The organism is Streptomyces sp. NPDC002845, assembly GCF_053591955.1.
In genome coordinates, this window is record NZ_JBSFUU010000026.1 from 97,687 (window position 1) to 119,710 (window position 22,024).

Genomic DNA, 22,024 nt, shown 5'->3' on the forward strand with positions numbered 1-22,024 from the left:
CCGGGTCACCCTTGAGGGCTGCCCACTCCGCACCCCGCGCTCCAGCAGCGTCACCACCTCCGGCGTGGTCGACACCCGGACCGCGTCGAGCGCGGCGGGCGTCCCGCAACATGCGCAAAGGTCATTGCGCATGCCGCAATGGATGAGCAAGGGCTCAGTGAACCTCGTCCACCAGCACGTCCAACGCCCACGCTCTCCCCGCCCTGCCCGGCGGCTCCGCCTCCACCTCGTACCCGAGGTCCCGCAGCGTCGCCGGCAGCTCGGCCGGACCCGAGGGAGCCGCGCCCGCCGCCAGCAGACTCCGTACGATCCGTCCCTTCGTCGCCTTGTTGAAGTGGCTGACCACCTTCCGGGTCGGCGCGTGCAGCACCCGCACGGTCGCCGTCCGCCCCGCGACCTCGCCCTTCGGCCGCCAGGCGGCCGCGTACGCCGACGAACGCAGATCCAGCACCAGCCCGTCGCCGGCCGCCTCGGGCAGGACCGCGGCCATCGGCGTACGCCAGTACGCGCCCAGCGCGCCGAGCCCGGGCAGCTTCACCCCCATCGAACAGCGGTACGACGGAATCCGGTCCGTCACGCGCACGGCACCCCACAGCCCCGAGAAGACGAGCAGCGAACGCGCCGCCCGCCGCTTCGCCGCCGCGTCGAGGGAGGCCAGGTCCAGGGCGTCGTACAGCACACCCGTGTAGACCTCCCCGGCCGGGCGCGCCCCCGCCGTACGCAGCTCCGCGTTCTTGGCGATCTCCCCGCGCAGCCCCTCGCTCAGCCCGAGCACCTCGCGGGCCTTCTCCTCGTCGCCCGCGCACAGCTCGACAAGCTCGTCGAGGACGGCCTCGCGGGCCGCCGTGAGCCCCGGCAGGGACAGCGACTCCGGCTTCAACGGGGCGCCGCGGCCGGAGGGGGCCTTGCCTTCGGAGGGCGGCAGCAGGACGAGCATGGTTCTCCTTGTGCGTATGGCGTGGCCTGGCCCCCAGCGGTACGGGAGGGGCCCGCGCCAGATTACGTGCCGCTGCCCCGGATGCCGTCCCATCGCCCCCGCCCTAGCTAGTCCTGGTGCCGGAGGCGGTGCTCCAAGAGTTGTACGAAGGTCCGTCGATCTGGATGGAGCCGATCCCTTCGGAGGTCCTGGCCGCGCTGGGGGCATGTCGAGGACGATGAGTCGGAACCTGAACTGGTCTGGCTCGACCGCTACTTCGCGTATATGTGAACCGGAGGCGTACAAGAACACCGTGCGGGAAAGGCGCACGAGGAACGCGCGAAGCCCCGGGGACCTCATGGGTCCCCGGGGCTTCGCGATGCCAGCGGGGCGGTGCCCGCCTCAAGGGCTCAGATCACCGCGCCGCGTACCCGAATTCCACGCCGGAGGCCGGCAGTCCGCCCTGGCCCGGCTGGTACGTGGTCACGGGGTTGTCCGCGCCGCCCGGCACGATGTTCGAGAACGGAAGGACGTGCAGGGCACCGGTGGAGGTGGGCCCGTAGGGCATCCCGGCGTAGAGGTTCCGCGCGGTGAGGTGGATGCTCTGGCCCAGCTTGTCGCCCTCGCCCGGGGAACCGGGGATGCCGTCGCCGTCGCCGGCCTCGATCCACAGGTCGTTGGCGCCGGCCGCACCCATCAGGGAGAAGGTGTGGATGGCACCGGCGTCGGCGACGCCCGCGAGGTCCTCGCCGGGGGCGCCGACCGCGATCTTCAGGGTGGCGGCGGAACCGACCTCCCGGGGAACGGTGTTGACCGCGCTCAGGGACGTGCCCATGGCGTCACCGGCCTCGATCGTGCCGGAGCGGTCGTCGGTGCTGGAGCCCTGGTTGAGCGCCCGCAGGTAGTCCCAGGTGCCGTCGGAGTTGAGGTGCACGAGCATGACGTTGCCCGCACCGGCCCGCTGCGCGCCGCCGTCGATGGACAGGGCCTCGCCCGGGGCGCCGATCGCGAGGATCGAGTCGGTGGCCGTGGCCGCGCCGGACGGACGGTAGGCGACAAGGGCGAGCGCCGCGCCGAACTTGTCACCGGCCTCGGCGGAGCCGGAGATCTTCTCGTTGTCCTGGTCCATGCCCGTCACCACGGTGGGATGACCGTCGGCGTCCAGCTTGTGGCTGAGTACGGCCAGATTGCCGGCGTTGGCGTCGCCGCTGATCCCGTCACCGGGGGCGCCGATGGCGATGAAGTTGGAGTCGCCCGTGACGGACGTGCCGAAGGCGTCGTCGGCCTCGGCCGCGCCGGGGACGTTCGACGTGTCCTGGTGGATACCGACGTTGGTGTCGCCGTGCACGTAGAAGGCCACGCCCGCCTTGGCGAGCGAGCCGAGGGCCTCACCGGGCGCACCGATGAGGACCCACGGCTTGCCCGCGGCGGTGGTGCCGGCGGCCAGCGAGGCGCCCATGCGGTCGCCCGCCTCGGCCCCCGAGGCGCCGATGGACCCGTTGCCGGCGCCCTGCTCGAAGTGACGGGCGGCCGGGCCGCTGCCGAGGCCGTTCTTGCCGCCGAACAGGATGTCGACGAAGCCGGCGTCGACCGCGCTGCCGACGTTCTCCTCGGGCGAGCCGACGACGAGGTCGGTGTAGCCGTCCTCGTTGTAGTCGACGGTGGCGAGGTTCGCGCCGAAGTGGTCCCCGCCCTCGGCGCCGCCGGGCACCCAGCCGAGGTCCTGGTTGATCTCGGCGGTGCCTTTGCCGCCGCCGAGGACGACGCGGACGAGACCGGCCGTGGTGTGGCCGCCGACAGTGGCTTTCGGGTCGCCGATGGCGATGTCCTCGACACCGTCACCGTTGAAGTCGGTGATTCGGGTGGCACCGATCTTGGACTTGCCCCAGGAGGCCAGGTCGTCGACGCGGGCGATGACACCGGCGGTGGAGGTCTGGGTTTCGTCGATGCCGTAGCAGCCGCCCTGCGAGGACTGGCTGCTCACACCCACGAGCTTGCCGTCCTTCAGGACCGGTCCGCCGGCGTCGCCCATGCACGCGGCCGCGCCGTCCTTGCCGGTGACGTTCGCGCTGGTGGCGGCCGCGGAGTCGACGGTGTAGCTGCCGGTGTGCAGCTTGAGCGGCGCCCACTCGGTCTTGGAGCGGCCATAGCCGGCGAAGGTCAGCGTGTCACCCGCGGCCGGCGCGGCGGCGCCGATCGCGACGGGGGCGACGTTGGTGACCGGCCGGTTGAGGCGGGCCAGGACCACGTCGCGGTCGGTGCGCGGGACGAGTTCGACGACCGTGCGCTCGGCGCCCTGAGTGTTGGTCAGGTCGGAACGGCCGATGACGGCGGTGGTCTTCTTCGCCGGGACGCCGGCGGGGACCGCGAGCGAGGCGGCCGGGTCGTCGGCGAAGCAACTGGCCGCCGTGAGCAGCCATTCGGCGTCCACGAGGACTGCGGAGCAGCCGCGGTCGTGCGCACCGATGATGATCTGTGCGGTGTACGAGTAGGTGGTGTCCGAGTCGGTCACCGGGGTTCCGGTGACGGCGGCAGCGGGCGACGCGGACAGCGCGAGCGACCCGGCGGCCAGGGTGGCGCCGAGCGCGGCGAGGCGTGGGCCACTGGTGGAGTGCATAGGAGTGTCTACCTCAATCACAAGGCGGCGCGGGTTACTTGGTGGTGCGGATCTCGACCAGGACGTGGTCACGGCCGTCGACGGACTCGCCGATTCCCTCCCAGGTGCCCGGGGGATGTCGTACTCGACCTGGTCACCCTCGGCGGTCATTTCGAGGTGGGTGTGCGGTTTGTGTCATACCCCTCTGGATCGGAGCATGTCGGTTACTTGGTGATCCGGATCTCCACGAGCATGTGGTCGCGGCCCTCGGGGTCCGCGGACTCACCCACCGGCGTCCAGGCGTTCTTGTTGATGTCGTAGGACTTCTCCTCAGTGCCGACGGTCATGTCGACCGTGGTGGAGTAGTCGTTGCCCTTGATCGAGAAGACGGCGGGGATCTCCAGGGTCAGCCAGCCCTCGTTGCCGACGGTGTTGAAGCAGATCTTGTCGGCCCTGTCGCGGGCCAGGAGCTCCAACTGCCCCGTTCCGGTCACGCAGTCGGCGAGCGTGATGTGGCCGTCGCCTCGCTTCAGGACGATGTTCTGCTCCGCCAGGATCTTGTCGGCCTGGGGGTAGTTGAAGTCCTCCACGGCATAGCCGGGGGCGCCCTCCGCGACCAGCGCGGCGGTGTCGGCGGTCTCTGCGCTGCCCGCGCCTGCGTCCTGCCCGGCGCCGACCACCGCGATCGAGGCCAGCGCGCCGACGGCGGTGGCACCGAGTATCCGTACCGCGAGCCGTATTCTCCGCGGCTTTCCGACAGCGGTGCTGATTTCCTTCATTGCATCCCTAATTTCGTCGCCAACGGCCGGACTTGGAAACCACCGGCCGCGAAACCAGCCGCGAACAGGGGAAGCCGCACACGCGGAATGGAAGCCCCCTTACGCGCCATTGGCGCGCTCCGCGACGCACTGTTCGCACCCCGGTGATCGTCATCGGCCCTTGCATCCCAACATGGCGACGCGCCCTCGTCCAATACCGTGAACAGCTCATACCTGGACATTGGAAGCAACCGTTCCGTGACCTGTGTCACGGCAGGGAAAGGTTGCAAGAGGCGGCGTCAGGATTCGGTAAAGAAGATGTGTCGACCCGTCAACAACCACAACTGGCACAGAAGTTATGTGGCGTTGATACTGTCCACGACTTGTGGTGGGCATAGATCCGTCGATCCCCCGTCCGTCACGGCGCGAAATTCGACGCGTCCAACTCAGTACTCGTAGAAGGGCAAGTCCCGTATGCAGACTGCTTTCTGGAGCAGACGTCGCGTGTTCGGTGCGCTCGCCGCTGCGACCGCAGCGGCCGCCGTCCCGCCGGTCCTGATACCGGCCAGGGCGGCCGCCGTCGAGAGCACCACGCCCGAACCGGTGCCGCTTCCGGACACCGAACGCGCCAAGGTCGTGCGGGCGTGGCTGACCGGCGGCAGGGGCGTCAAGGCCGCCGCGGCCGTCGCGCTCCACGGGTCGGACGCCGACATTCAGACGTTCCTCACCGAGACGCTGCCGAAGCAGACTGTGCAGGACAACCGGGTCGCGATCGTCAGCTGCCTGGACCGCGCGGGCAAGGGCCTGCGCCGCGAGGCCTCCGCCGCACTCGACAACGGCGACGCGGCGATCGCCGCCTTCTTGAAGGACGGCTTCAAGCCGGCCATCGTCGAGGACCTCCAGGTCGCCACCACCACCGTCGCGGCCACCGGCGAGCGGGCCGTGATCCGGGACGCCGGCACCGCCCTCGACGCCGGCACCGAGCCGGCCCTCGCCACCTTCCTCACCGACCAGCAGTACGACGCCCGCCTGGAGGACACCCGCGTCCAGGTCAGCTCCATGCTGATGACCGGCGGCCCTGAGGTGCAGAAGTACGCGGACCGCGCGCTCAGCGGCACCGCGGCCGATGTCGAGTGGTTCATCGAGACCGGCCAGCACATCGCGCGCGCCCGTGACCAGGAGTCGGCGACCATCGAGGAACTGGTGGCCGTCGTCGAACGCGAGGGCAGGCGCGCCACGCGCCAGACCAACCTGGCCGTGGAGGCCGGTGCCCGCGCCGAGACCGCCGCCGCGAAGGCCAAGGAAGCCGCAGAGAAGGCCGCCGCCGAGGCCGCCGCCGCGCAGAGCGACGTACAGAAGTCGGCGTCCGCGGCCCGCAAGGCGGCGAGCGCGGCGAAGGGTGCGGCGGACGCCGCACGCAACGCGATCAACGCCTCCAATGCGGCGGTGACGGCTTCCCGCCGCGCCTCCTGGGCAGCCGCCGGCGCCGCACAGGCCGCCGCCCGGGCGGGCAGCGCCGCGTCCCGCGCCTACAACGCCGCGATAGCCGCCTCCAAGGACGCCTCCAAGACGGAGGCCGCCAAGGACGCCGCGATCGCCGCCCGCAACGCCGCCGACAAGGCCCGCTCCGCCGCCGCAGCCGCCGACAAGGCCGCCGTGGCGGGCGAGCAGTCCTCGGCGGCCGGCGCGGCCGCCGCATCCGCCGCCCGCAACTCGGCCGCCGCCGCCCGGGCCGCCGCCCAGGCCGCCGAAGCGTCCGGTGCCGCCCAGGCCGAGGCCGCCGAGGCCAAGCGCCAGGCTTCCATCGCCACCAGCGCCGCCAACCGCGCCACCAACGCGGCGTCCACCGCCCAGGCCCTGGCCTCCGCCGCCGCTGCCGCGGCGCGCACCGCCCGGGACGCCGCCAACTCCGCGGCCGCGCACGCCGACAAGGCGGCGGACGCCGCCGACGAGGCCGTGAAGTACGCGGGCCAGGCCATCGACTACGCCAACAAGTCGACCGCCCACGCCGCGGAGGCCGTGAAGGCGGCCAACGTCGCCACCCAGGCCGTCGCGGATGCCATCGAGGTGGAGCAGAACGCGCGCGCCGCCGAGGCCCAGACCATCGAACAGGAGAAGCAGCAGGCCATCGAGGAGGTCCAGCAGCTCACCGCCATCGAGGCGACGGAGCTGTCCGACGTCCGCGACAAGAGGCTCCAGGCCGAGCGCATCGCCCAGGAGACCAAGGACACGATCGCCGCGGCCGAACAGGCCCTGTACTCAGGGGACATGGCGCAGGCCGCCACCCTGGGCCGCAAGGGCGCGGTCGGCCTGATCGCCGCCCGTGGCGCCTGGACCCGGCAGGCCGCCCAGCACGCCCTCGCCGGCTCCGACGACGACGTCTTCGCCTGGATCGACCTCGACCGGGTCCTCGCCGAAACCCAGGACGACCGCGAGACCACCCTCCATGTGGCGACGATCGCCGGACCCAACGTCGCCAAGGCCGCCCAGCTCGCCTTGGAGAGCTCCGACTCCAAGGCCGTGGGCGACTTCCTCACCGGCGGCATGAAGCGCGCATCCGACGAGGACCTGCGGGTCGCGATCAACAAGATCCTCGCGGACGGTGCGGGGAGGGCCGTCACCGCCGCCGCCAACAAGGCGCTCGACGAGAACACCACGGTCTCGCTCAACAAGTTCTTCGAAACCGACTACCCGATCGCCGTCCACGAGGACGACCAGGTGCGCGCCAACCAGCTCATCGTCACCGCCGGCGCCTACACCAAGGCGCACGCGGAGGTGGCCCTCGAAGGCCCGGCGTGGGTGCTGCGCAACTTCATCACCGTGGTCCAGTACCGGACGGCGCAGCTCGACCACGACACCGCTACCCATGTCGCCGCGATCCGCGGGGCCATCGCCGCCGCCGCGAAGATCGCCGAGAAGGCGCAGGAGGACGCCGCCCTCGCCTCGAAGGCCGCCGCGGACGCCCGTAACGCAGCCGCCGAGGCCCAGGAGTGGGCGGACAAGGCGGTCGCCTCCGCCGCCAAGGCCGAGAACTACGCCCAGGAGGCCCGCGACAACGCCGCCGCCGCCGACAGGTCGGCTGCCGAAGCCCAGGCCTCCGCGGCCACCGCGAAGAACGCCGCCGCCACCGCGCGCAGCGCCGCCCGCACGGCCAACTACTCCGCCAACAAGGCGATGGACTCGGCGCGTTCCGCCATCAAGTCCTCCGCCAACGCCCAGGCCTCGGCCGCCGCGGCCCGCGCCTCCGCGCTCGCCGCCGACGCGGACGCGAAGACCGCGGCAGCCGCGTACTCCGAGGCCCTGCAGATCGAGGCCGACAAGCGTGCGGCCGAGGAGCGCGCCGCCGCCAGGGAGGCCGCAGAGAGGGCCGAGGCGGAGCGCGAGGCCGGGACGGATCCGGCCGACAACAGCCAGAACAGCCAGGTCAACCCCAATGGCACCAACGGCTCCACCGACTCCGACGAGTGGTGGAACGACGCTCAGTTCTACGCGGACGCCGCCAACGCGATCAGCGTCGGCGCGGGCTTCCTTGCAGCCGGCTGCGCCCTCGCCGCGTTCGTCTTCCCGCCGGTCGGCGCCGCGGCGCCGGTCTTCGCCGGCATCTCCATGGGCGCGGGCGCCCTCGGTTCCCTCTTCACCGGCATCGAACACGGCTTCACCAGCAGCGAGTTCATCGGCTCCGCCGTTAGCACCGGCCTGAGCCTGGTCACCTTCGGCCAGTCGAAGTGGCTGGGTGCGGCCGACAAGGCCCTCGGCGGCAGGATCGTGCAGCCCGCCGTCGACAAGATCGCGGACGTCGGTGAGGACCTGGTCTCCGGCATGGCCAAGAGCCTCTTCAGCCTCGCGGCCTGACGCGGAAGAGGGCACCAGCGCGCGAGCGCACCCGCTCCTGAGCACACCCGCTCAAGGGGGCACCGGATCTCCGGTGCCCCCTCCTCCCCACGACCTCGAATCGAGACCCCACACACATGCACGAAATACGCCCCAGAGGCGCAGTCCGAATACGAGCCCGGTCCACCGTCCTGACCGCGCTCACCGCGCTGACCCTGCTGCTCACCACCACCGGCACGAGCCAGGCACAGCAGGTCGCGGACAAGCCGCAGCACCCGGCGGCCAAGGCCGAGCCCGCCGCCGCGAAGGCCGCCGCCGCGAAGTCCGCCGAGCCCCGCACCGAGACCAGCCGTCTCCGCTCCGACGCCGGAGAGAACTGCACGCCCACCAAGGCGGGTTCGAAGGAACGCCGGGCCGGCGCCACCGAGGCCTGCGTGAGCACCAGCCCCGCCCCCGCCAAGGTCCAGACCCGCTCCGGCCTCACCGCCGCAGCCGACGGAGCGACCGCCGCGGCCGCCGCCAGCTGCGACATCACCAGCCCCGGCACCTACTCGTACGAACGCTTCTCGTACTGCGTGAGTGGCATCAACGTCCTCTACATCCTCCGCGACAGCAACGGCGTGGAAATCGGCCGCGGCACCCTCGAGGTCTCCACCAGCGCCTCACTGCCCGCCGCCGCTACGACCTGGAACGAACAGGTCACCGTCACGATGACCGGCGCCAGCGGTCAAGTCACCTCCCTCAACGCGAAGTTCCGGGCCTCCTGCACCACCGGCTGCACGGCCACCAAGACCGCCCCCTGGTACGGCGGCGACCTGACCCTCGGCCAGTCCCTCACCGGCAACGTCTCCTACTCCTCGTCCCCCGCCGCGGGCGCCGCATCGGAGTTCACCACCGGCTACAAGATGTACGTGACGTCCCCGGGCGCCACGCCCACCGACCCGAGCGCATCGTGGAACAACCCGCGCCAGCTCCGGTGTGACGACGCGGTCGGTGGTACCTCGGCCGCGGGGTGTGCCGTTCCGTCGGTCATGCCTGTCGTGCCGATGAGCGCGACGAGCTCGGACCCGGGCGGTGCCGTGGCCGCCTACCAGTGGGCTCAGACGAACCTCAACGACGGCTGGGGCAAGGGCAAGCCGCTGACCCGGTCGACGAGCGGCGTGGACGCCCGCACCGCCGCCACGTGCGGCGGCTTCGTGGCGCAGACAGACCTCGTCGACGCCGACAGCTGCGGCGACTTCCCCTTCGGTGAGGCGAAGGAGGGCGGTGCTCCCGGCGCCCAGTGCGTCCAGGTGATCCCCAACCTCGGTAACGGGGAATGGGACACGTACATCCTGAACGACGCCCATGAACACGATCCCGCCTCACCCTGTGTGCAGGCCCATGTCACGCCCACCGAGAAGCAGTTCGCCGACACACAGCTCGCCGACGGTTTCAAGGACCAGCGGGTGATCGACGCCGATCAGTTCGAGCTGCCGATCTCGACGCCGGACACCGGACCGCAGGCCAGCTGCTTGAACGATCCTCCGCCGGCGGGTGCGCTTCCCAACCGCGACGGCTGGTTCAAGAACACCACTGAGGCGGTTCCACTCGTCAACCAGACAGACCCGTCGGGTGGGCCAGGAAAGCGGCCGACCCAGGCGCAGGCATGCCTGGGGCGGAACATAGGCGGGGGGACTGGAACCAGCGATCCCGTCACCGGCTGGAAGGACGCGGAGGCGTTCAAGGCGGCGAACAACGTCACGAACGGGCTGGCCCGGTGTCACCTCATCGGGCGCGTCCTCGGCGGGCAGGGCACGAGTGAGCTCACTCGGTTCAACCTCGTCCCCTGCTGGCAGGTCGGGATGAACACGGGCACGCCCAGCATGCGGACGTTCGAGTCCGAGACGCAGGATCTCATCAAGGGCCCCATCGCCGATTTCGGAGCGAACGACGCGGTCTTCTACCAGGTGACACCCGTCTACAAGGACGCGAACAGCACCATCCCGGTGGGCGTCACAATGAGCGCGACCATCCAACGGGCGAACGGGACAACCGAGGAACTGTTCCCTGACGTCTACGTCACCAACACCCTGCAGAACACCGGGACGCTCAATCTCGGTAACTGATCCACAGATCCCACCCTTCGCGCCAACGGAGCCAGCGTGATTCTCACCACCCCACCGCGGCCGTTCGATGTGACCGCGCTCTTCCCCCAACTGGCCCCGCTGGCGCGGACGGCGACCCGGTTGCACCCGCGGCCGGGGGCACCCACCGTGCATGACAGCTCCGTCGGCGGGCCGCTGCTGTGGCCCGCCGACGAGCCGTGGCCCCACTGCGACGAGCCGCACGACAGGCGGGCGGCTCGGGTGACCCACTCCCCGGACGACGTCCGGCTCCTGCGCCGCGACCTCGCCGCAGCCGCCGAACGGCTGCGCCTCGACCCCGAGGCACCCGAGTCCACCCCCGAGGAACGGGAGAACTGGGAGCGGATCAAGGCGGGCCGCCCGTGGTTCGACGGACCGATCCCCCTTCTCCCCGTCGCCCAGCTGTACGCCCGCGACGTCCCCTTCCCGTGCCCGGCTGACGCGGACCTGCTGCAGGTCCTGTGGTGCCCCTTCGACCACGCGATGGCACACCCCAAGACCGCACTCTTCTGGCGCTCCTCCGCCACCGTCACCGACGTCCTCGACGCACCGCCCGAGCCGCCGATCATTCAGTCCGCGCACTACCTTCCGGAGCCGTGCCTGTTCTCACCGGAGCAGGTGACTGACTTCCCCCATCCCAGGGAGCTGAGTGAGGAGCTGCGGGAGCAGCTGGACGACATGAGCCGTTGGGAGACCATCGACCCCGCGCAGTACAAGACGTACGCGTACGATCCGGGCGAGCTCTACCTGAACAACCTCTCCACGGCCCCCGGCTGGAAGACCGGCGGCTGGACCCGCTGGGACCCGACCGACCCCGTCGACCGCTCCTGCCCCGAGTGCGGCACTGAGGAGGTCCCGCTCCTCACCATCGCCTCCTCGGAATGGGACGGCGGCAGCGGGACGTGGATCGCCGAGGAGGAACGGACGAACCCGGCCCCGCCTCCGCTGGGCGCCCAGGACGGCAACTTCACCTTGATCGACATCACCGGCGGCAACAACCTCCAGCTCCACGCCTGCCCGGTGTCCCCGTCCCACCCCCACATCGAACTGCTCCAGTGATGCGAGCAGCCGCGTAGCAGCCCCCGGTCCGCCGGCCGGACAAGCTCAAGGGCAAGATGGTCGGGGGCCTTCTAGTGGACTCCGTTAGGTGGGCCTGTCCGGCGGATCATGCCGCAGACGCGGGGCTTGGCACGCCCTCCCCCACTGCCTTAAGGGCGTGGGAGGTGCCCCCAGCGGCGTTGCCGTCGGTTGCCGACGCTCCGCGTCGACGCCCTCCTCCGCCGTGCAGCTGGACGCACCAAGCCCCGCTCACCGGCGCTGATAAGTCACGCCGGTTTCCTGCGGCCTGATCCGCCGGACAGGCCCTACGCTCGACCCATGCCCCGCCGCCACATCCGCGTCACCGGCGCCCCGGGGGCTCCCCTGCGGGCGGCCCTGCACGCGCTGCGCAACGAACTCGGCGTCCCCGAGGCGTTCCCGCCCGCCGCCCTCGCCGAGGCCGACCGGGCCGCGAAGGCCCCCGTCCTCCCGTCGTACGACGCCACGGACCTCCCCCTCTTCACCGTCGACCCGCCCACGTCCACAGACCTCGACCAGGCGATGCACCTCGCGCGGCGCACCATGGGCAGGGGTTTCCGCGTCCGTTACGCCATCGCCGACGTCGCCGCCTTCGTCGTACCCGGCACCCCGCTCGACGCCGAGACCCACCGCCGGGTGACCACGCTCTACTTCCCCGACGGCAAGGTCCCCCTCCACCCGCCGTCCCTGTCCGAGGCCGCCGCCAGCCTGCTCCCCGGCCAGACCTGCCCGGCCGTCCTGTGGACCCTCGACCTCGACGCGGACGGCCGTACGGAATCCGTCGACGTCCGCCGCGCCCTCGTCCGCAGCCGGGCCAAGCTGAACTACGCGGACGTACAGCGGCAGATCGACACCCGGACGGCCGAGGAACCCGTGGCCCTCCTCAAGGACATCGGCCGGCTCCGCGAGCACCTGGAGATCGAACGCGGCGGCATCTCCCTCAACGTCCCCGAGCAGGAGATCATCGAACGGAACGGGACATACGAGCCGGCCTACCGCGCCCCCCTCCCCGCCGACGGCTGGAACGCCCAGATCTCCCTGCTCACCGGCATGGCGGCGGCTGACGTGATGCTGGCGTCCGGCACGGGAGTGCTCCGCACCCTCCCCGCCGCACCGGACGGCGCGGTCGGCCGGCTCCGCCGTACGGCCAAGGCCCTGCGCATCGACTGGCCGCACCACGTCTCGTACGCGCAGCTCGTCCGTTCCCTGGACCCGCACCGCCCCCGCCACGCGGCCTTCCTCCTCGAATGCACCACCCTCCTCCGCGGCGCGGGCTACACCGTCTTCCGGGACGCCGCCCTCCCCGCCATCACCACCCACGCCGCCGTAGCCGCCCCCTACGCCCACTGCACGGCCCCCCTCCGCCGCCTGGCCGACCGCTACGCCACGGAGATCTGCCTCGCGGCGACCGCCGACCGCGCCGTCCCCGACTGGGTCCTGGCCGCCCTCGACATGCTCCCCAAGGAGATGAGGGAGGGCACGCGGCGCGCGGGCACCGTCGAGCGAGAGTGCGTGGACATCGTCGAGGCCGCCCTGCTCAGGGACCGGGTCGGGGATGTCTTCGACGCCTGCGTGGTCGACGTAAAGGAACGCCGACCCACCGTCGGAACCGTCCAGTTGGAGACCCCGGCCGTCTTCGCCCGAGTCGAGGGCGGCACGGCTCCGCTGCCGCTGGGGGAGCGGCTGCGGGTACGGCTCACGCAGGCGGATCCGGGAGTGGCGAAGGCGATGTTCGCGCCCGCGTGACGTGCGCTGCGAAAGCCCGTACGAGACCGTCGGCGTCATCCGCGTGAAAACGAACGACCCGTACGGGCTTACGGCGTCCGAAGAACGTCAAGTGCTCAACGGGCTCGGCCAGTTCGAGGGTGACGTTGGTCTGCGCACCGACCACCAGGTCGAGTTCGCCCTCGCGCTTCTCGTGGGTGGTGCGCAACTCACGCCGGACCGAGGCGACGGAGGTCGCCGGGACCCGCAGATCGACGGTGGCGAAGCGGCGCAGGCGCAGGTCGGGGCCGGTGAGGACATGGGGCCGGGTCACCGAGGCCGCGTGCAGTCCGACGATGATCAGGACCGTGTAGAGGTCGAGGACGAGGAATACCTGGTGGGCCAACGGCCAGGGCTCCAGCAGCACGGACATCGTCACGGTCTCGACCACACACACGAACCCGAGCCCGAACATCATGGCCCCCTGCCCCCGCGCGTACCCGAACGCCCGCCCCTCCCCGACACCGTGCGTACGCCGGCCCAGCCACCACAACACGCTGATCACCAGGCTGAGTTCATGCCGCACGAGAAGGTGCGCGGTCCTCAAGGGGGTCCTCAAGGGGGTCCTCAAGGGGGTCCTCAATGGGGTTCTCAAAGGGGTCCTCAACGGGGTCCTCAATTCGGTCTTCATCGGCTGCCCTCCATGCCCCTGCGCAGCGCCCGCCGGATCGCCTCCGCCTGAGCGGGGGCGAAGTCGGCGTAGAAGGCGCGCAGGAAGCTGCCGTCGTGGTCGAAGTCGGCGTCCGGAACGAGGTCCTGCGGGATGAGCTCGACGAGAACCTCGACGGCCCGCTCGACCCGCGGATCGTCGGGCTCCGCGTCCACGAGCGCGTCGAGCAGCGCGTACGCCTCCTGCGCCCGCTCCACCGCCCCCGGCGCGGCCAGGTAGCTCTCCAGCGTGGCCAGCATCCGCTTCCGGTCCTCCGGCCCGGCGGTGGTCTCGAACAGTGCGAACAGCTCGCGGTCTTTGGCGGCCATGGCGGACTGCGACACATGAGACGTATGAGACACGTGAGATGCATGATCCACATGTGATCCATCCGACACGTCGGCGAACTTGCCGAAGATCGCGGCAAGCTCAGGTGACACGACCTCCTCGGCTGTCAGCCCCTCGGTCATGAGCTCCCGCAACCGGGCCCGCCGCTCCTGAACGGCCGCCTCCTGCCGGGCCAGATCCTCGTCCAACTCCGCGAGCACCTCGACGAGTTCGCGCCCCTCGTCGTCCGCGAGCACGTCCCGCACCTCCGCGAGCCCCAGCCCCAGCTCCGTCAGCCGCCGGATGCGCGCGAGCACGACAGCGTGCCGCAGCGTGTAGTCCCGATACCCGTTGGGCCGCCGCTCCGGCTCAGGCAACAGCCCCAGATGGTGGTAATGCCGCACCGCCCGCGTAGTGACACCGACGGCCGCGGCCAGCTCTCCGATCCGCATGGGACCAGTAGAAACGTTGACGCTGCGGCATGGTCAAGCGACGCATCGCCACGCCGGGAGAGCTCTGACGGCATCCGTGATCGTGTGCCACGATCGAGGGAACGGTTCCCGATCCCACGGACAGGTGATCAGCCGATGCCCCAGTCTGGCGAGCGACCGAAGAAGGAGGGGCGTGACATGACTGCCATGGCCCACGAGCCGCTCACGCAGGAAGAGGTCCTGCTGGAGGGCTTTCTCGCCCTGGACACCCCGGAGGGTTTCCGGGCGGAACTGATTGAGGGGGAGATCGTCGTGACACCGCCGCCGGACGGGGATCACGAGGACTACATCGGCCTGATCGTGAGCCAGGTGATCAAGCAATCCCGGACGGACATGCAGTTTTCCGGGAACAAGGGCCTGAAACTGAAGAGCGGAGGCGCCTGCCCGAAGGACCATGCGATCCCGGATGGCACATTCGCTCCGACGAAGCTGCGGCTCTACCGGGGCGCCGACTCCTGGATGCCCTGCGATGGCGTCGCCATGGTGGCTGAGGTGACTTCCACCAAGCCGAAGGCCGACCGCGAGGCCAAGCGCCGCTGCTACGCCCGTGGTGGCATCCCGCTCTACCTCCTCGTCGACCGCGAAGCCTCGTCGGTCACGCTCTTCAGCGACCCGGAGAACGACGACTACCGCGAGCACTGCACCCGCCCCTTCGGCAAACCGCTCACTCTCCCCGAACCCTTCGCCTTCGACCTGGACACCTCGGACTTCCTCTGAGCCCGCCGCCCACCGCCCGGCGCGACCCGAGGCCCACGCCCGGTACCATGGTCGACACGGCAGACGAGCCGGGCGGACGGCCGCGTGGAGCCCCCTGACGGGGTGCTCCCCGAGGAACGTCCGGGCTCCACAGGGCAGGGTGATGGCTAACGGCCACCCGGGGTGACCCGCGGGACAGTGCCACAGAAAGCAAACCGCCGAGAGCTCCGGCTCTCGGTAAGGGTGAAACGGTGGTGTAAGAGACCACCAGTGCCCAGGGTGACCTGGGCAGCTAGGTAAACCCCACCCGGAGCAAGGTCAAGAGGAGACACCCCGGTGTCTCTGCGCGGACGACCGAGGGCTGCCCGCCCGAGTCCGCGGGTAGACCGCACGAGACCGGCGGCAACGCCGGTCCTAGATGGATGGCCGTCGCCGGGGGGTTCGCGAGAACCCCTCGGAACAGAACCCGGCGTACAGCCCGACTCGTCTGCCGCTCTGTATTTCCGCAGGTCAGAGGCCATGTTTATCGACTAAATAAACCCTCGGGGTCGAATCCGGGGTGAATTCAGGCCGCGGGTATCGTCGTTTCTGTCTGCCATCCATGAGGCACATTCGGGCATTCCGGGTGTCAAACGCGGTCCAGGGTCGCTCTGCAGCAGACATCTCGGATTCTGATGCGTCGGAAGTATATGTACGAGGTGTCCACTTGCCGACCTGCTCTGGCCGAACCTGAGCACCGACGTCCCGTCCTCCAGCGAGCCGTGCCTGGGCCGTGATAGGTGACGTTGCGTGCGGCTGTCGAGGAAGCTGCCTATGGCGCCTTCTCGGGTGTCGCGGGACGCGCCGGACTGAACCCCTGTCAGCGGCCAGTTAGTTTCTAGATCACATGGTCTGTCCGGGCTGGTACGCCGGATGCATGCGGTATCCGGACGGGGGTGGGCTGACCGCCCAGCAGCGCAGGCGCCGGGAAGAGGTACGGATGCGGGCCGTTGACCTCTTCGAGGAGGGCGTGAAAGTCCCGCGCATGCCCGGGAGTTACGGGTGAGCGAGAAATCGGTCTATCAGTGGTCCCGCGCCTGGAAGGCAGGCGTGTGGGGCGCTGCATTCCAAGGGCCCCTGCGGCTACGACTGCCGACTCGGCCCCCATCTGCAGGCCAAGCTCGCTGTATGGCTGGGGAAGGGGCCGGCCGCGCACGGGTGGAGTGAGGACCAAGGGTGAACCGCCGCGAGGGTACGCACGCTGATTGGACGCAAATTCCACCTCTCCTACAGCATCTCCGGGGTGACCCGGCTGCTGCACCGTATGAGCCCCCCGGATCCAGGACGTCAGGGGGTGAGCTGCTGGTGCCCTATGACGGAGAGCAGTTCGAGTTTGCTGTGGCTCTCCGTGCCGGGGCGAGTGGTCAGCACCACCAGAGTTTGGGCGCGGTTCTCGGTGAACAGGACCTGGGCGTCGACGTCGATGCGGCCGAGTTCGGGATGGAGGATGGTCTTGCAGTCGTCGTAGCGTTGGGCGACCTCCTGAAGGTCCCACATGCGGACGAACTCGGGGCTGTGTTCCTGGAGTTCGGCGAGGATCCGGGCGGCTCGGGGGGTGTCGCTGCCGGCTGTCAGCGCGGCCCGCAGGCGTGCTGCATGGGCACGGCCGTGGTGTTCGTGGACCTCCTCGGGATACACCAGACGTTCGGCCGGGTCCATGAACCAGCGGTAGTAGCCGCTGCGGGCCAGACCGGTGTGGCGGGTCTGGTCGCCGAGCAGTGCGACGGCCAACGGGTTGATCGCGAGGGTGTCGAGCAGGTCGGTCTGCACCAGGGCCGGGGAGTCGTCCAGGCGGTCCAGGACCCGCATCAGCGTCGGGCTGACATGTTCGGAGCGGTGGAAGCGGGCCGGGGCGTTGTGGCCGATGAGGACGAAGAGATGGTCGCGTTCGTCCAGGGTCAGCCGCAGTGCCCGGGCGAGAGCCGTGGTGATCTGGACGGAGGGCTGCGGAGCACGCTGCTGTTCCAGCCGGGCGTAGTAGTCGGTGGACATGCCGGCGAGCTGCGCGACCTCCTCGCGGCGCAGCCCCTGCGTACGCCTGCGCGGCCCCTCGACCAGCCCGACGTCGCGGGGGCGCAGCGTCTCACGCCGGTACCGCAGGAATTCCGCCAGTTCCTTCTTGTCCATGCCACCCATCCTCGCTCTATCCCGCCCGGCTATCCAGAGACCGCCGATCCATGGCTGAGCAGTCCTCTCCCGCCTCTGCGCAGGCGCCCCTACGGCCGCGCCGAGGACGCTCGCAGCGAGACGATCAATGGTCCCTTGAGCTGCACGACCCGCTGGGAAACCGCTGCCCGCCAGCGGTGCGCCGCAGGCCGTCGGTAGGGAAGACGGCCTGCGGCGACGGTCCCGCGTCGAGGACGCCCGACGTTTTGACCGGCCCCGGACCTCGTCGCCCGGCCTGGCCGACACGACGATGTCCGTCGTGTGACGGGCGCTCGCGTGCCCGTCGGCACTCAGAACGGAGCCGGTCGCCTCCAGTGCGATGACCGGGGCGAAGCCGAAGACGCTTCCTTACCGTTCCGCGTCTTCGGTGAGGACCTCCCTGAGGCGGGTCCCGTTCGCGTTCGTCCCTGATGTGGCCCGACACGACCTGCCCGCGTGCTGTTGTTCCGCGTAGGTCACTACAGGTCGGTCAGCTGCCGCTGATCATGGCGAGAACGTCGTCGTAGGAGCCGTTGGCCTGCGCGTCGCGGATGAAACTGGCGCGCTCGACGACCAGCTCCTTCGCGTCGGGCTTCTCGCGCAGCAGGTCGAGGGTCTCGGTGAGGAAGTCGTCCAACGGCATGGATTGGTCGCTGTCCTGCTGGCCCAGCAGGGTCGTGCGCACGCCCGGCGGGACCACCTCGATCACCTGGACGCCGGCGTCAGCACCGGCGAGCTGGATGCGCAGGCTCTCGGAGAAGGAGTGCAGCGCGGCCTTGGTCGCGCTGTAGGTCGGGGTGCTCTGATACGGGACGAACGCCAGCGCCGAGGTGACGTTCATGACGACCGCGTCGTCCTTGCCCACCAGCAGCGGCAGGAAGGCGTACGTCATCCGGATCGTGCCGAGCAGATTGGTCGCGACGTGATCCTCGGCGATCGGGAGTTCGGCCGGGTCGAGGAGGTTCTCCCGCAGCATGATGCCGGCGTTGTTGACCAGGACGTTCAGCCCCGGGTGGCTCGCTGCCACGGTCTCACGGGCCCGGGCGATCGAGTCGGGGTCCGCGACATCGAGGACGAGCGCGTCGATGCCCGGGTGCTCGGCCGTGATCTCGTCGAGGAGTTCCTTGCGCCGGCCGGCGACGATCACCTTGTTGCCGGCCTCGTGCAGACGCAGGGCCAGACCGAGGCCGATGCCCGAGGTTCCGCCGGTGATCAGGATCGTGTTGCCGGTGATCTTCATGGGGGTCTTGCTCCTTCGGTACGGCGGGCCGGTGAGCGCCCGCAGCCTCGACCGTAGAGGCGCCCGCGCAGGGGCGGGAGAGGACGGTTTATCCATGGATCGGCGGTCCCTGCCTGGTGGAGTGGTCCCACTCAGCGGATCCGGTGTCGCTTCGGCGTCGCGGCATCCGAGGACAGCCCTGGACGCGCCCGCACTGGCTTCCCCCTTCTGACACAGAGAACAGGACGGTCCAACAGCCCCGGGCCCAAGCCCCTCAGACAACCCGCACAGGCGCACATCCGCCAGGCCGTTCCTGGTCGGTCGTCGGTACGTCGCGTTGCCTGCTCGAGTGATATCGCGGAGGGCTTCGCACCATGTCTGACCAGCGGCGCCTTCGGGGGATGTGGGCTCGCGGCGATCATCGAAGGCGGAAGATCCGACCGCCCTCACTCCGGACGAAACTGCCCAGAACGGGCTACCTGACCTACACCTTCAGGCCGCCATTTCAGAAACAAGCAACGAGCTTGCCGTTCTGGGAATGAGTCTTGTCCCCACCTTCTTCGACTCCTCCCTGTCTTTCGGGATGATCCGTGGTGGGCACATCGACGCGGCGATCCTCGGCGCGATGCAGGTCTCGGCCGTGGGCGACCTGGCGAACTGGACCATCCCCGGGAAGATGATCAAGGGGATGGGCGGGGCGATGGACCTCGTCCACGGCGCCCGGAAAGTGGTCGTGCTCATGGAGCACGTGGCCAAGGACGGCACGCCGAAGATCGTCGAGGAGTGCAGCCTGCCGCTGACCGGCAAGCGGTGCGTCCAGCGGTTCATCACCGACCTGGGTGTCATCGACATCACCGAGCGCGGGCTGCTACTCACCGAGACCGCGCCTGGGATCACGGTGGCGGAGATCCGAAGCAGCACCCCCTGCCGGGCACGGGACGGCGTGGTGGATTCCGCTGTCGGGGAGGCATCGCTCATGAGCGGCGCCGCCGTTCCTTGGTGCCCGCAGCCGCGCGGGGCACCAAGGGGCAGCCGCGTGGTGTCAGCGAGACAGCGCCCAGCGCGGCGGCCGGCGTTCGCGGAAGGCGCGCATGCCTTCCGCGGCCTCCTCCGACGCGAAGAGGTCGGCGGAGAGCCTGACCATGGCATCACCCTGCTGCTCGAGCACATCGCCCATCCGCGCTGTGGTCAGCTTCTTGGACTCGACCAGACCCTGCCGGGAACACAGCCGCAGAGCGCTGACGATCTCCCGGACGCCGTTCTCCGCAGCCGCCGCGTCACGCGGAGCCTCGGTCAGCAGGCCCATGCTCTTCGCCGTCGCGCCGTCGAACGTCTCACCCGTCAGGAAGTAACGTCCGGCTGCCCGTACGTCGATGCGGGGCAGGACGGTGAGGGAGATGATGGCGGGTGCCAGACCGAGGCGGACCTCGGAGAAGGAGAAGGTCGTGTCGGCGGGCGCCACCGCGATGTCGGCGGCGGCGACGATGCCCAGTCCACCGGCCCGGGCATTGCCCGTCAGGTGCGCTATGACAGGGACCGGGGTCTCCACGATCCGCCGCAGCAACCCCAGCAACGTCTCGGCGCCCTGCTGCATGCCGCCCTGCGCGGCTTCCTTGAGGTCCGCGCCCGCGCAGAACGTCGGCCCGGTGTGGGAGAGGACGATCGCGCGGACGGTTTCGTCGGCCGCGGCCCGGGCCAGGCCGGCGTGCACCTGTTCCACCAGGGCGGCGGACAGAGCGTTGCGATTGCCCGGCGAGTCGAGGGTGAGGGTGGCGATGCCGTCTTCGATGCGGACTCTCGCCACGTCGTCGGTGCGCTCTGCCATTGCTGCTCCTTCATGACGGGGGAGGGAGTGCGCCGAACGGAACCGGTGACACCTGCCTGAGCCCGCAGTCCCTGGACGTCGCGGTTGACGTACATTAACCTATCGATGTGAGTTAACGTTAACTAACTTACGTGGTTCTCCCGCTGCCGGGCCTACGTCCCACGCCGCCCACAGCGCCCAAGGGTTGGTGCCGAGGTGCTTGAGGCATTTCGCGGCAGGAGCGCACGCATCCGCAAATGAGGAGACTGCGGCATGAGGCCACCCATACGAACAAGCGGACGTGCCGAAGCCGCACACCTGCTGCCGAGCGTGACCCCGCATCCCGGGCTGCCCTCGTCCGTCCGCATCCACGAGGTGGGGCCCCGCGACGGCCTGCAGAACGAGTCCGCGATCGTGCCGGTGGAAGTCAAGGCCGGGTTCATCCGGCGCTTGGCCGCCGTCGGCCTGACGACGATCGAGGTGACGAGCTTCGTGCCGCCGGCCTGGGTGCCGCAGCTCGCCGACGCGGCCGATCTCGTCGCCGCCCTGGCCGCCGAGCCCGCGCTGCACCCGCTCGATTTGCCGGTGCTCGTTCCCAACGAGCGCGGGCTGGACCGGGCGCTTGGCCTCGAAGTCCGGTATGTGGCCGTCTTCGCCAGCGCGACCGAGGAGTTCGCCCGCCGCAACCTGAACCGGACGGTCGCCGAGTCGCTGGAGATGTTCGCTCCCGTGATGCGGCGGGCCGCGGAGCATGGCCTGCGTGTGCGCGGCTACCTGTCCATGTGTTACGGCGATCCCTGGGAGGGGAGGGTGCCGGTCGGCCAGGTGGTCGAGGTGGCCTGCCGACTGGCTGAACTGGGCTGCGACGAGCTGAGCTTGGGGGACACCATCGGTGTGGCCACCCCGGGCCAGGTGCACGAGCCGATTGCCGCCCTCGATGCCGCCGGTGTCGGCCCGGACCGGCTGGCCGTGCACTTCCACGACACCTACGGGCAGGCGCTGTCCAACACCCTGGCCGCCCTCCAGGCCGGCATCACCGTGGTGGACGCCTCGGCCGGCGGGCTCGGCGGATGCCCGTACGCCAAGAGCGCCACCGGAAACCTCGCCACCGAGGATCTGGTGTGGATGCTCAACGGACTCGGCATCCACACCGGCGTCGACCTCGGAGCGCTCGTCGACACCAGCACCTGGATGGCAGAGCAGTTGGGCCGCCCCAGCGCCTCCCGTACGGTACGGGCGCTGGCAGAGCAGCGGACCAGCCGCCACGGCCTCGATGTACGCCCTCAGCCGGGCGGCGACACGTGAGGACCGGCAGCCGCGACACGTAGATCGATGAGGACGGCGTTCGCCGTCCGGCGGGTACCGCGGCCTGCCGGCACCCCAGCGGTCGGCTCAGAGAAATCGGAAAGGATCCGTCTTGATATCCACCAGCTATGAGGATATTCGGATCGGTGACATTGTGAAGACGGGTTTCCTGACTGTCACCGAGGAGTACTGAGGTTGAACTCGCTATGGCGGGTGGGGATCTGACGTTTCATGATTGTTGCGGTATGCCGGAGGTATGCGGTATGCGCAGGGCGGTGGGC

14 protein-coding genes, 1 other RNA gene and 2 pseudogenes are annotated in these 22,024 nt (G+C 70.1%); 9 read left to right on the forward strand and 8 right to left on the reverse strand.

Annotated features, from left to right (window positions below):
- Positions 1 to 154: 154 nt before the first annotated feature.
- The 3 genes from yaaA to ACWD3C_RS20680 form a co-directional block, all read right to left on the reverse strand.
- Entirely contained in the window at positions 155 to 937 is a 783-nt protein-coding gene (gene yaaA, locus ACWD3C_RS20670; RefSeq protein ID WP_451145860.1) for a peroxide stress protein YaaA, read from the reverse strand.
- Positions 938 to 1,331: 394 nt separating this feature from the next.
- Positions 1,332 to 3,533 carry a trypsin-like serine protease gene (locus tag ACWD3C_RS20675; RefSeq protein ID WP_451145862.1) on the reverse strand — a complete coding sequence of 734 codons (2,202 nt, stop codon included), beginning with the start codon at positions 3,531 to 3,533 and terminating at the stop codon, positions 1,332 to 1,334.
- A 203-nt stretch (positions 3,534 to 3,736) separates the two neighbouring features.
- Positions 3,737 to 4,291 carry a hypothetical protein gene (locus ACWD3C_RS20680; RefSeq protein ID WP_451145864.1) on the reverse strand — a complete coding sequence of 185 codons (555 nt, stop codon included), beginning with the start codon at positions 4,289 to 4,291 and terminating at the stop codon, positions 3,737 to 3,739.
- A gap of 453 nt (positions 4,292 to 4,744) precedes the next feature.
- On the opposite strand from ACWD3C_RS20680, the gene ACWD3C_RS20685 reads away from it, so the two are divergent.
- The 4 genes from ACWD3C_RS20685 (at position 4,745) to ACWD3C_RS20700 (ending at position 13,050) form a co-directional block, all read left to right on the forward strand.
- On the forward strand, positions 4,745 to 8,122 hold the full coding sequence (locus tag ACWD3C_RS20685) for a hypothetical protein (RefSeq protein WP_451145866.1): 3,378 nt from the start codon (positions 4,745 to 4,747) through the stop codon (positions 8,120 to 8,122).
- A gap of 116 nt (positions 8,123 to 8,238) precedes the next feature.
- On the forward strand, positions 8,239 to 10,209 hold the full coding sequence (locus ACWD3C_RS20690) for a DNA/RNA non-specific endonuclease (RefSeq protein WP_451145868.1): 1,971 nt from the start codon (positions 8,239 to 8,241) through the stop codon (positions 10,207 to 10,209).
- A gap of 36 nt (positions 10,210 to 10,245) precedes the next feature.
- On the forward strand, positions 10,246 to 11,286 hold the full coding sequence (locus tag ACWD3C_RS20695; protein WP_451145870.1) for a hypothetical protein: 1,041 nt from the start codon (positions 10,246 to 10,248) through the stop codon (positions 11,284 to 11,286).
- A gap of 318 nt (positions 11,287 to 11,604) precedes the next feature.
- Entirely contained in the window at positions 11,605 to 13,050 is a 1,446-nt protein-coding gene (locus ACWD3C_RS20700) for an RNB domain-containing ribonuclease (protein WP_451145872.1), read from the forward strand.
- On the opposite strand, the gene ACWD3C_RS20705 is transcribed toward ACWD3C_RS20700, so the two are convergent.
- Together ACWD3C_RS20705 and ACWD3C_RS20710 are read right to left on the reverse strand one after the other, a co-directional pair.
- Positions 13,001 to 13,615: a hypothetical protein gene (locus tag ACWD3C_RS20705; RefSeq protein WP_451145874.1), complete on the reverse strand. Its 615-nt coding sequence runs from the start codon at positions 13,613 to 13,615 to the stop codon at positions 13,001 to 13,003. The two genes, ACWD3C_RS20700 and ACWD3C_RS20705, sit on opposite strands and share 50 nt — an antisense overlap.
- 80 nt (positions 13,616 to 13,695) lie before the next feature.
- The gene (locus ACWD3C_RS20710) at positions 13,696 to 14,496 is read right to left on the reverse strand and encodes a MerR family transcriptional regulator (protein ID WP_451145876.1); all 801 of its coding nucleotides are present in this window, start codon (positions 14,494 to 14,496) and stop codon (positions 13,696 to 13,698) included.
- A 177-nt stretch (positions 14,497 to 14,673) separates the two neighbouring features.
- Between ACWD3C_RS20710 and ACWD3C_RS20715 the strand changes: the two genes are divergently transcribed.
- The 3 genes and pseudogenes from ACWD3C_RS20715 to ACWD3C_RS20725 all read left to right on the forward strand — a co-directional run.
- Positions 14,674 to 15,252: a Uma2 family endonuclease gene (locus ACWD3C_RS20715; RefSeq protein ID WP_451145877.1), complete on the forward strand. Its 579-nt coding sequence runs from the start codon at positions 14,674 to 14,676 to the stop codon at positions 15,250 to 15,252.
- A gap of 64 nt (positions 15,253 to 15,316) precedes the next feature.
- An RNA gene (rnpB, locus tag ACWD3C_RS20720) (RNase P RNA component class A) lies at positions 15,317 to 15,721 on the forward strand.
- Between the two features lie 426 nt (positions 15,722 to 16,147).
- Positions 16,148 to 16,537: pseudogene (locus ACWD3C_RS20725) on the forward strand (helix-turn-helix domain-containing protein); the annotation flags it as partial.
- Between the two features lie 20 nt (positions 16,538 to 16,557).
- Here ACWD3C_RS20725 and ACWD3C_RS20730 read toward each other — a convergent pair.
- Both ACWD3C_RS20730 and ACWD3C_RS20735 read right to left on the reverse strand, forming a co-directional pair.
- The gene (locus tag ACWD3C_RS20730) at positions 16,558 to 17,397 is read right to left on the reverse strand and encodes a helix-turn-helix transcriptional regulator (RefSeq protein ID WP_451145879.1); all 840 of its coding nucleotides are present in this window, start codon (positions 17,395 to 17,397) and stop codon (positions 16,558 to 16,560) included.
- A 508-nt stretch (positions 17,398 to 17,905) separates the two neighbouring features.
- Positions 17,906 to 18,655, reverse strand: coding sequence for an SDR family oxidoreductase (locus ACWD3C_RS20735; protein ID WP_451145881.1), 750 nt, complete (start codon positions 18,653 to 18,655; stop codon positions 17,906 to 17,908).
- A gap of 532 nt (positions 18,656 to 19,187) precedes the next feature.
- Here ACWD3C_RS20735 and ACWD3C_RS20740 point away from each other — a divergent pair.
- Positions 19,188 to 19,556, forward strand: a pseudogene (locus tag ACWD3C_RS20740) (CoA-transferase); the annotation flags it as partial.
- 120 nt (positions 19,557 to 19,676) lie between these two features.
- On the opposite strand, the gene ACWD3C_RS20745 reads toward ACWD3C_RS20740, so the two are convergent.
- On the reverse strand, positions 19,677 to 20,459 hold the full coding sequence (locus ACWD3C_RS20745; RefSeq protein WP_451145883.1) for an enoyl-CoA hydratase family protein: 783 nt from the start codon (positions 20,457 to 20,459) through the stop codon (positions 19,677 to 19,679).
- Positions 20,460 to 20,711: 252 nt separating this feature from the next.
- On the opposite strand from ACWD3C_RS20745, the gene ACWD3C_RS20750 reads away from it, so the two are divergent.
- Positions 20,712 to 21,743 carry a hydroxymethylglutaryl-CoA lyase gene (locus ACWD3C_RS20750; protein ID WP_451145885.1) on the forward strand — a complete coding sequence of 344 codons (1,032 nt, stop codon included), beginning with the start codon at positions 20,712 to 20,714 and terminating at the stop codon, positions 21,741 to 21,743.
- Positions 21,744 to 22,024 lie beyond the last annotated feature (281 nt).

Coding starts and splice junctions, on each gene's coding strand:
- ACWD3C_RS20710 (WP_451145876.1), bottom strand. CDS start 14,496: ATGCGGATCGGAGAGCTGGCCGCGGCCGTCGGTGTCACTACGCGGGCG.
- ACWD3C_RS20680 (WP_451145864.1), bottom strand. CDS start 4,291: ATGAAGGAAATCAGCACCGCTGTCGGAAAGCCGCGGAGAATACGGCTC.
- ACWD3C_RS20730 (WP_451145879.1), bottom strand. CDS start 17,397: ATGGACAAGAAGGAACTGGCGGAATTCCTGCGGTACCGGCGTGAGACG.
- ACWD3C_RS20675 (WP_451145862.1), bottom strand. CDS start 3,533: ATGCACTCCACCAGTGGCCCACGCCTCGCCGCGCTCGGCGCCACCCTG.
- ACWD3C_RS20690 (WP_451145868.1), top strand. CDS start 8,239: ATGCACGAAATACGCCCCAGAGGCGCAGTCCGAATACGAGCCCGGTCC.
- ACWD3C_RS20745 (WP_451145883.1), bottom strand. CDS start 20,459: ATGGCAGAGCGCACCGACGACGTGGCGAGAGTCCGCATCGAAGACGGC.
- ACWD3C_RS20685 (WP_451145866.1), top strand. CDS start 4,745: ATGCAGACTGCTTTCTGGAGCAGACGTCGCGTGTTCGGTGCGCTCGCC.
- yaaA (WP_451145860.1), bottom strand. CDS start 937: ATGCTCGTCCTGCTGCCGCCCTCCGAAGGCAAGGCCCCCTCCGGCCGC.
- ACWD3C_RS20715 (WP_451145877.1), top strand. CDS start 14,674: ATGACTGCCATGGCCCACGAGCCGCTCACGCAGGAAGAGGTCCTGCTG.
- ACWD3C_RS20700 (WP_451145872.1), top strand. CDS start 11,605: ATGCCCCGCCGCCACATCCGCGTCACCGGCGCCCCGGGGGCTCCCCTG.
- ACWD3C_RS20735 (WP_451145881.1), bottom strand. CDS start 18,655: ATGAAGATCACCGGCAACACGATCCTGATCACCGGCGGAACCTCGGGC.
- ACWD3C_RS20750 (WP_451145885.1), top strand. CDS start 20,712: ATGAGGCCACCCATACGAACAAGCGGACGTGCCGAAGCCGCACACCTG.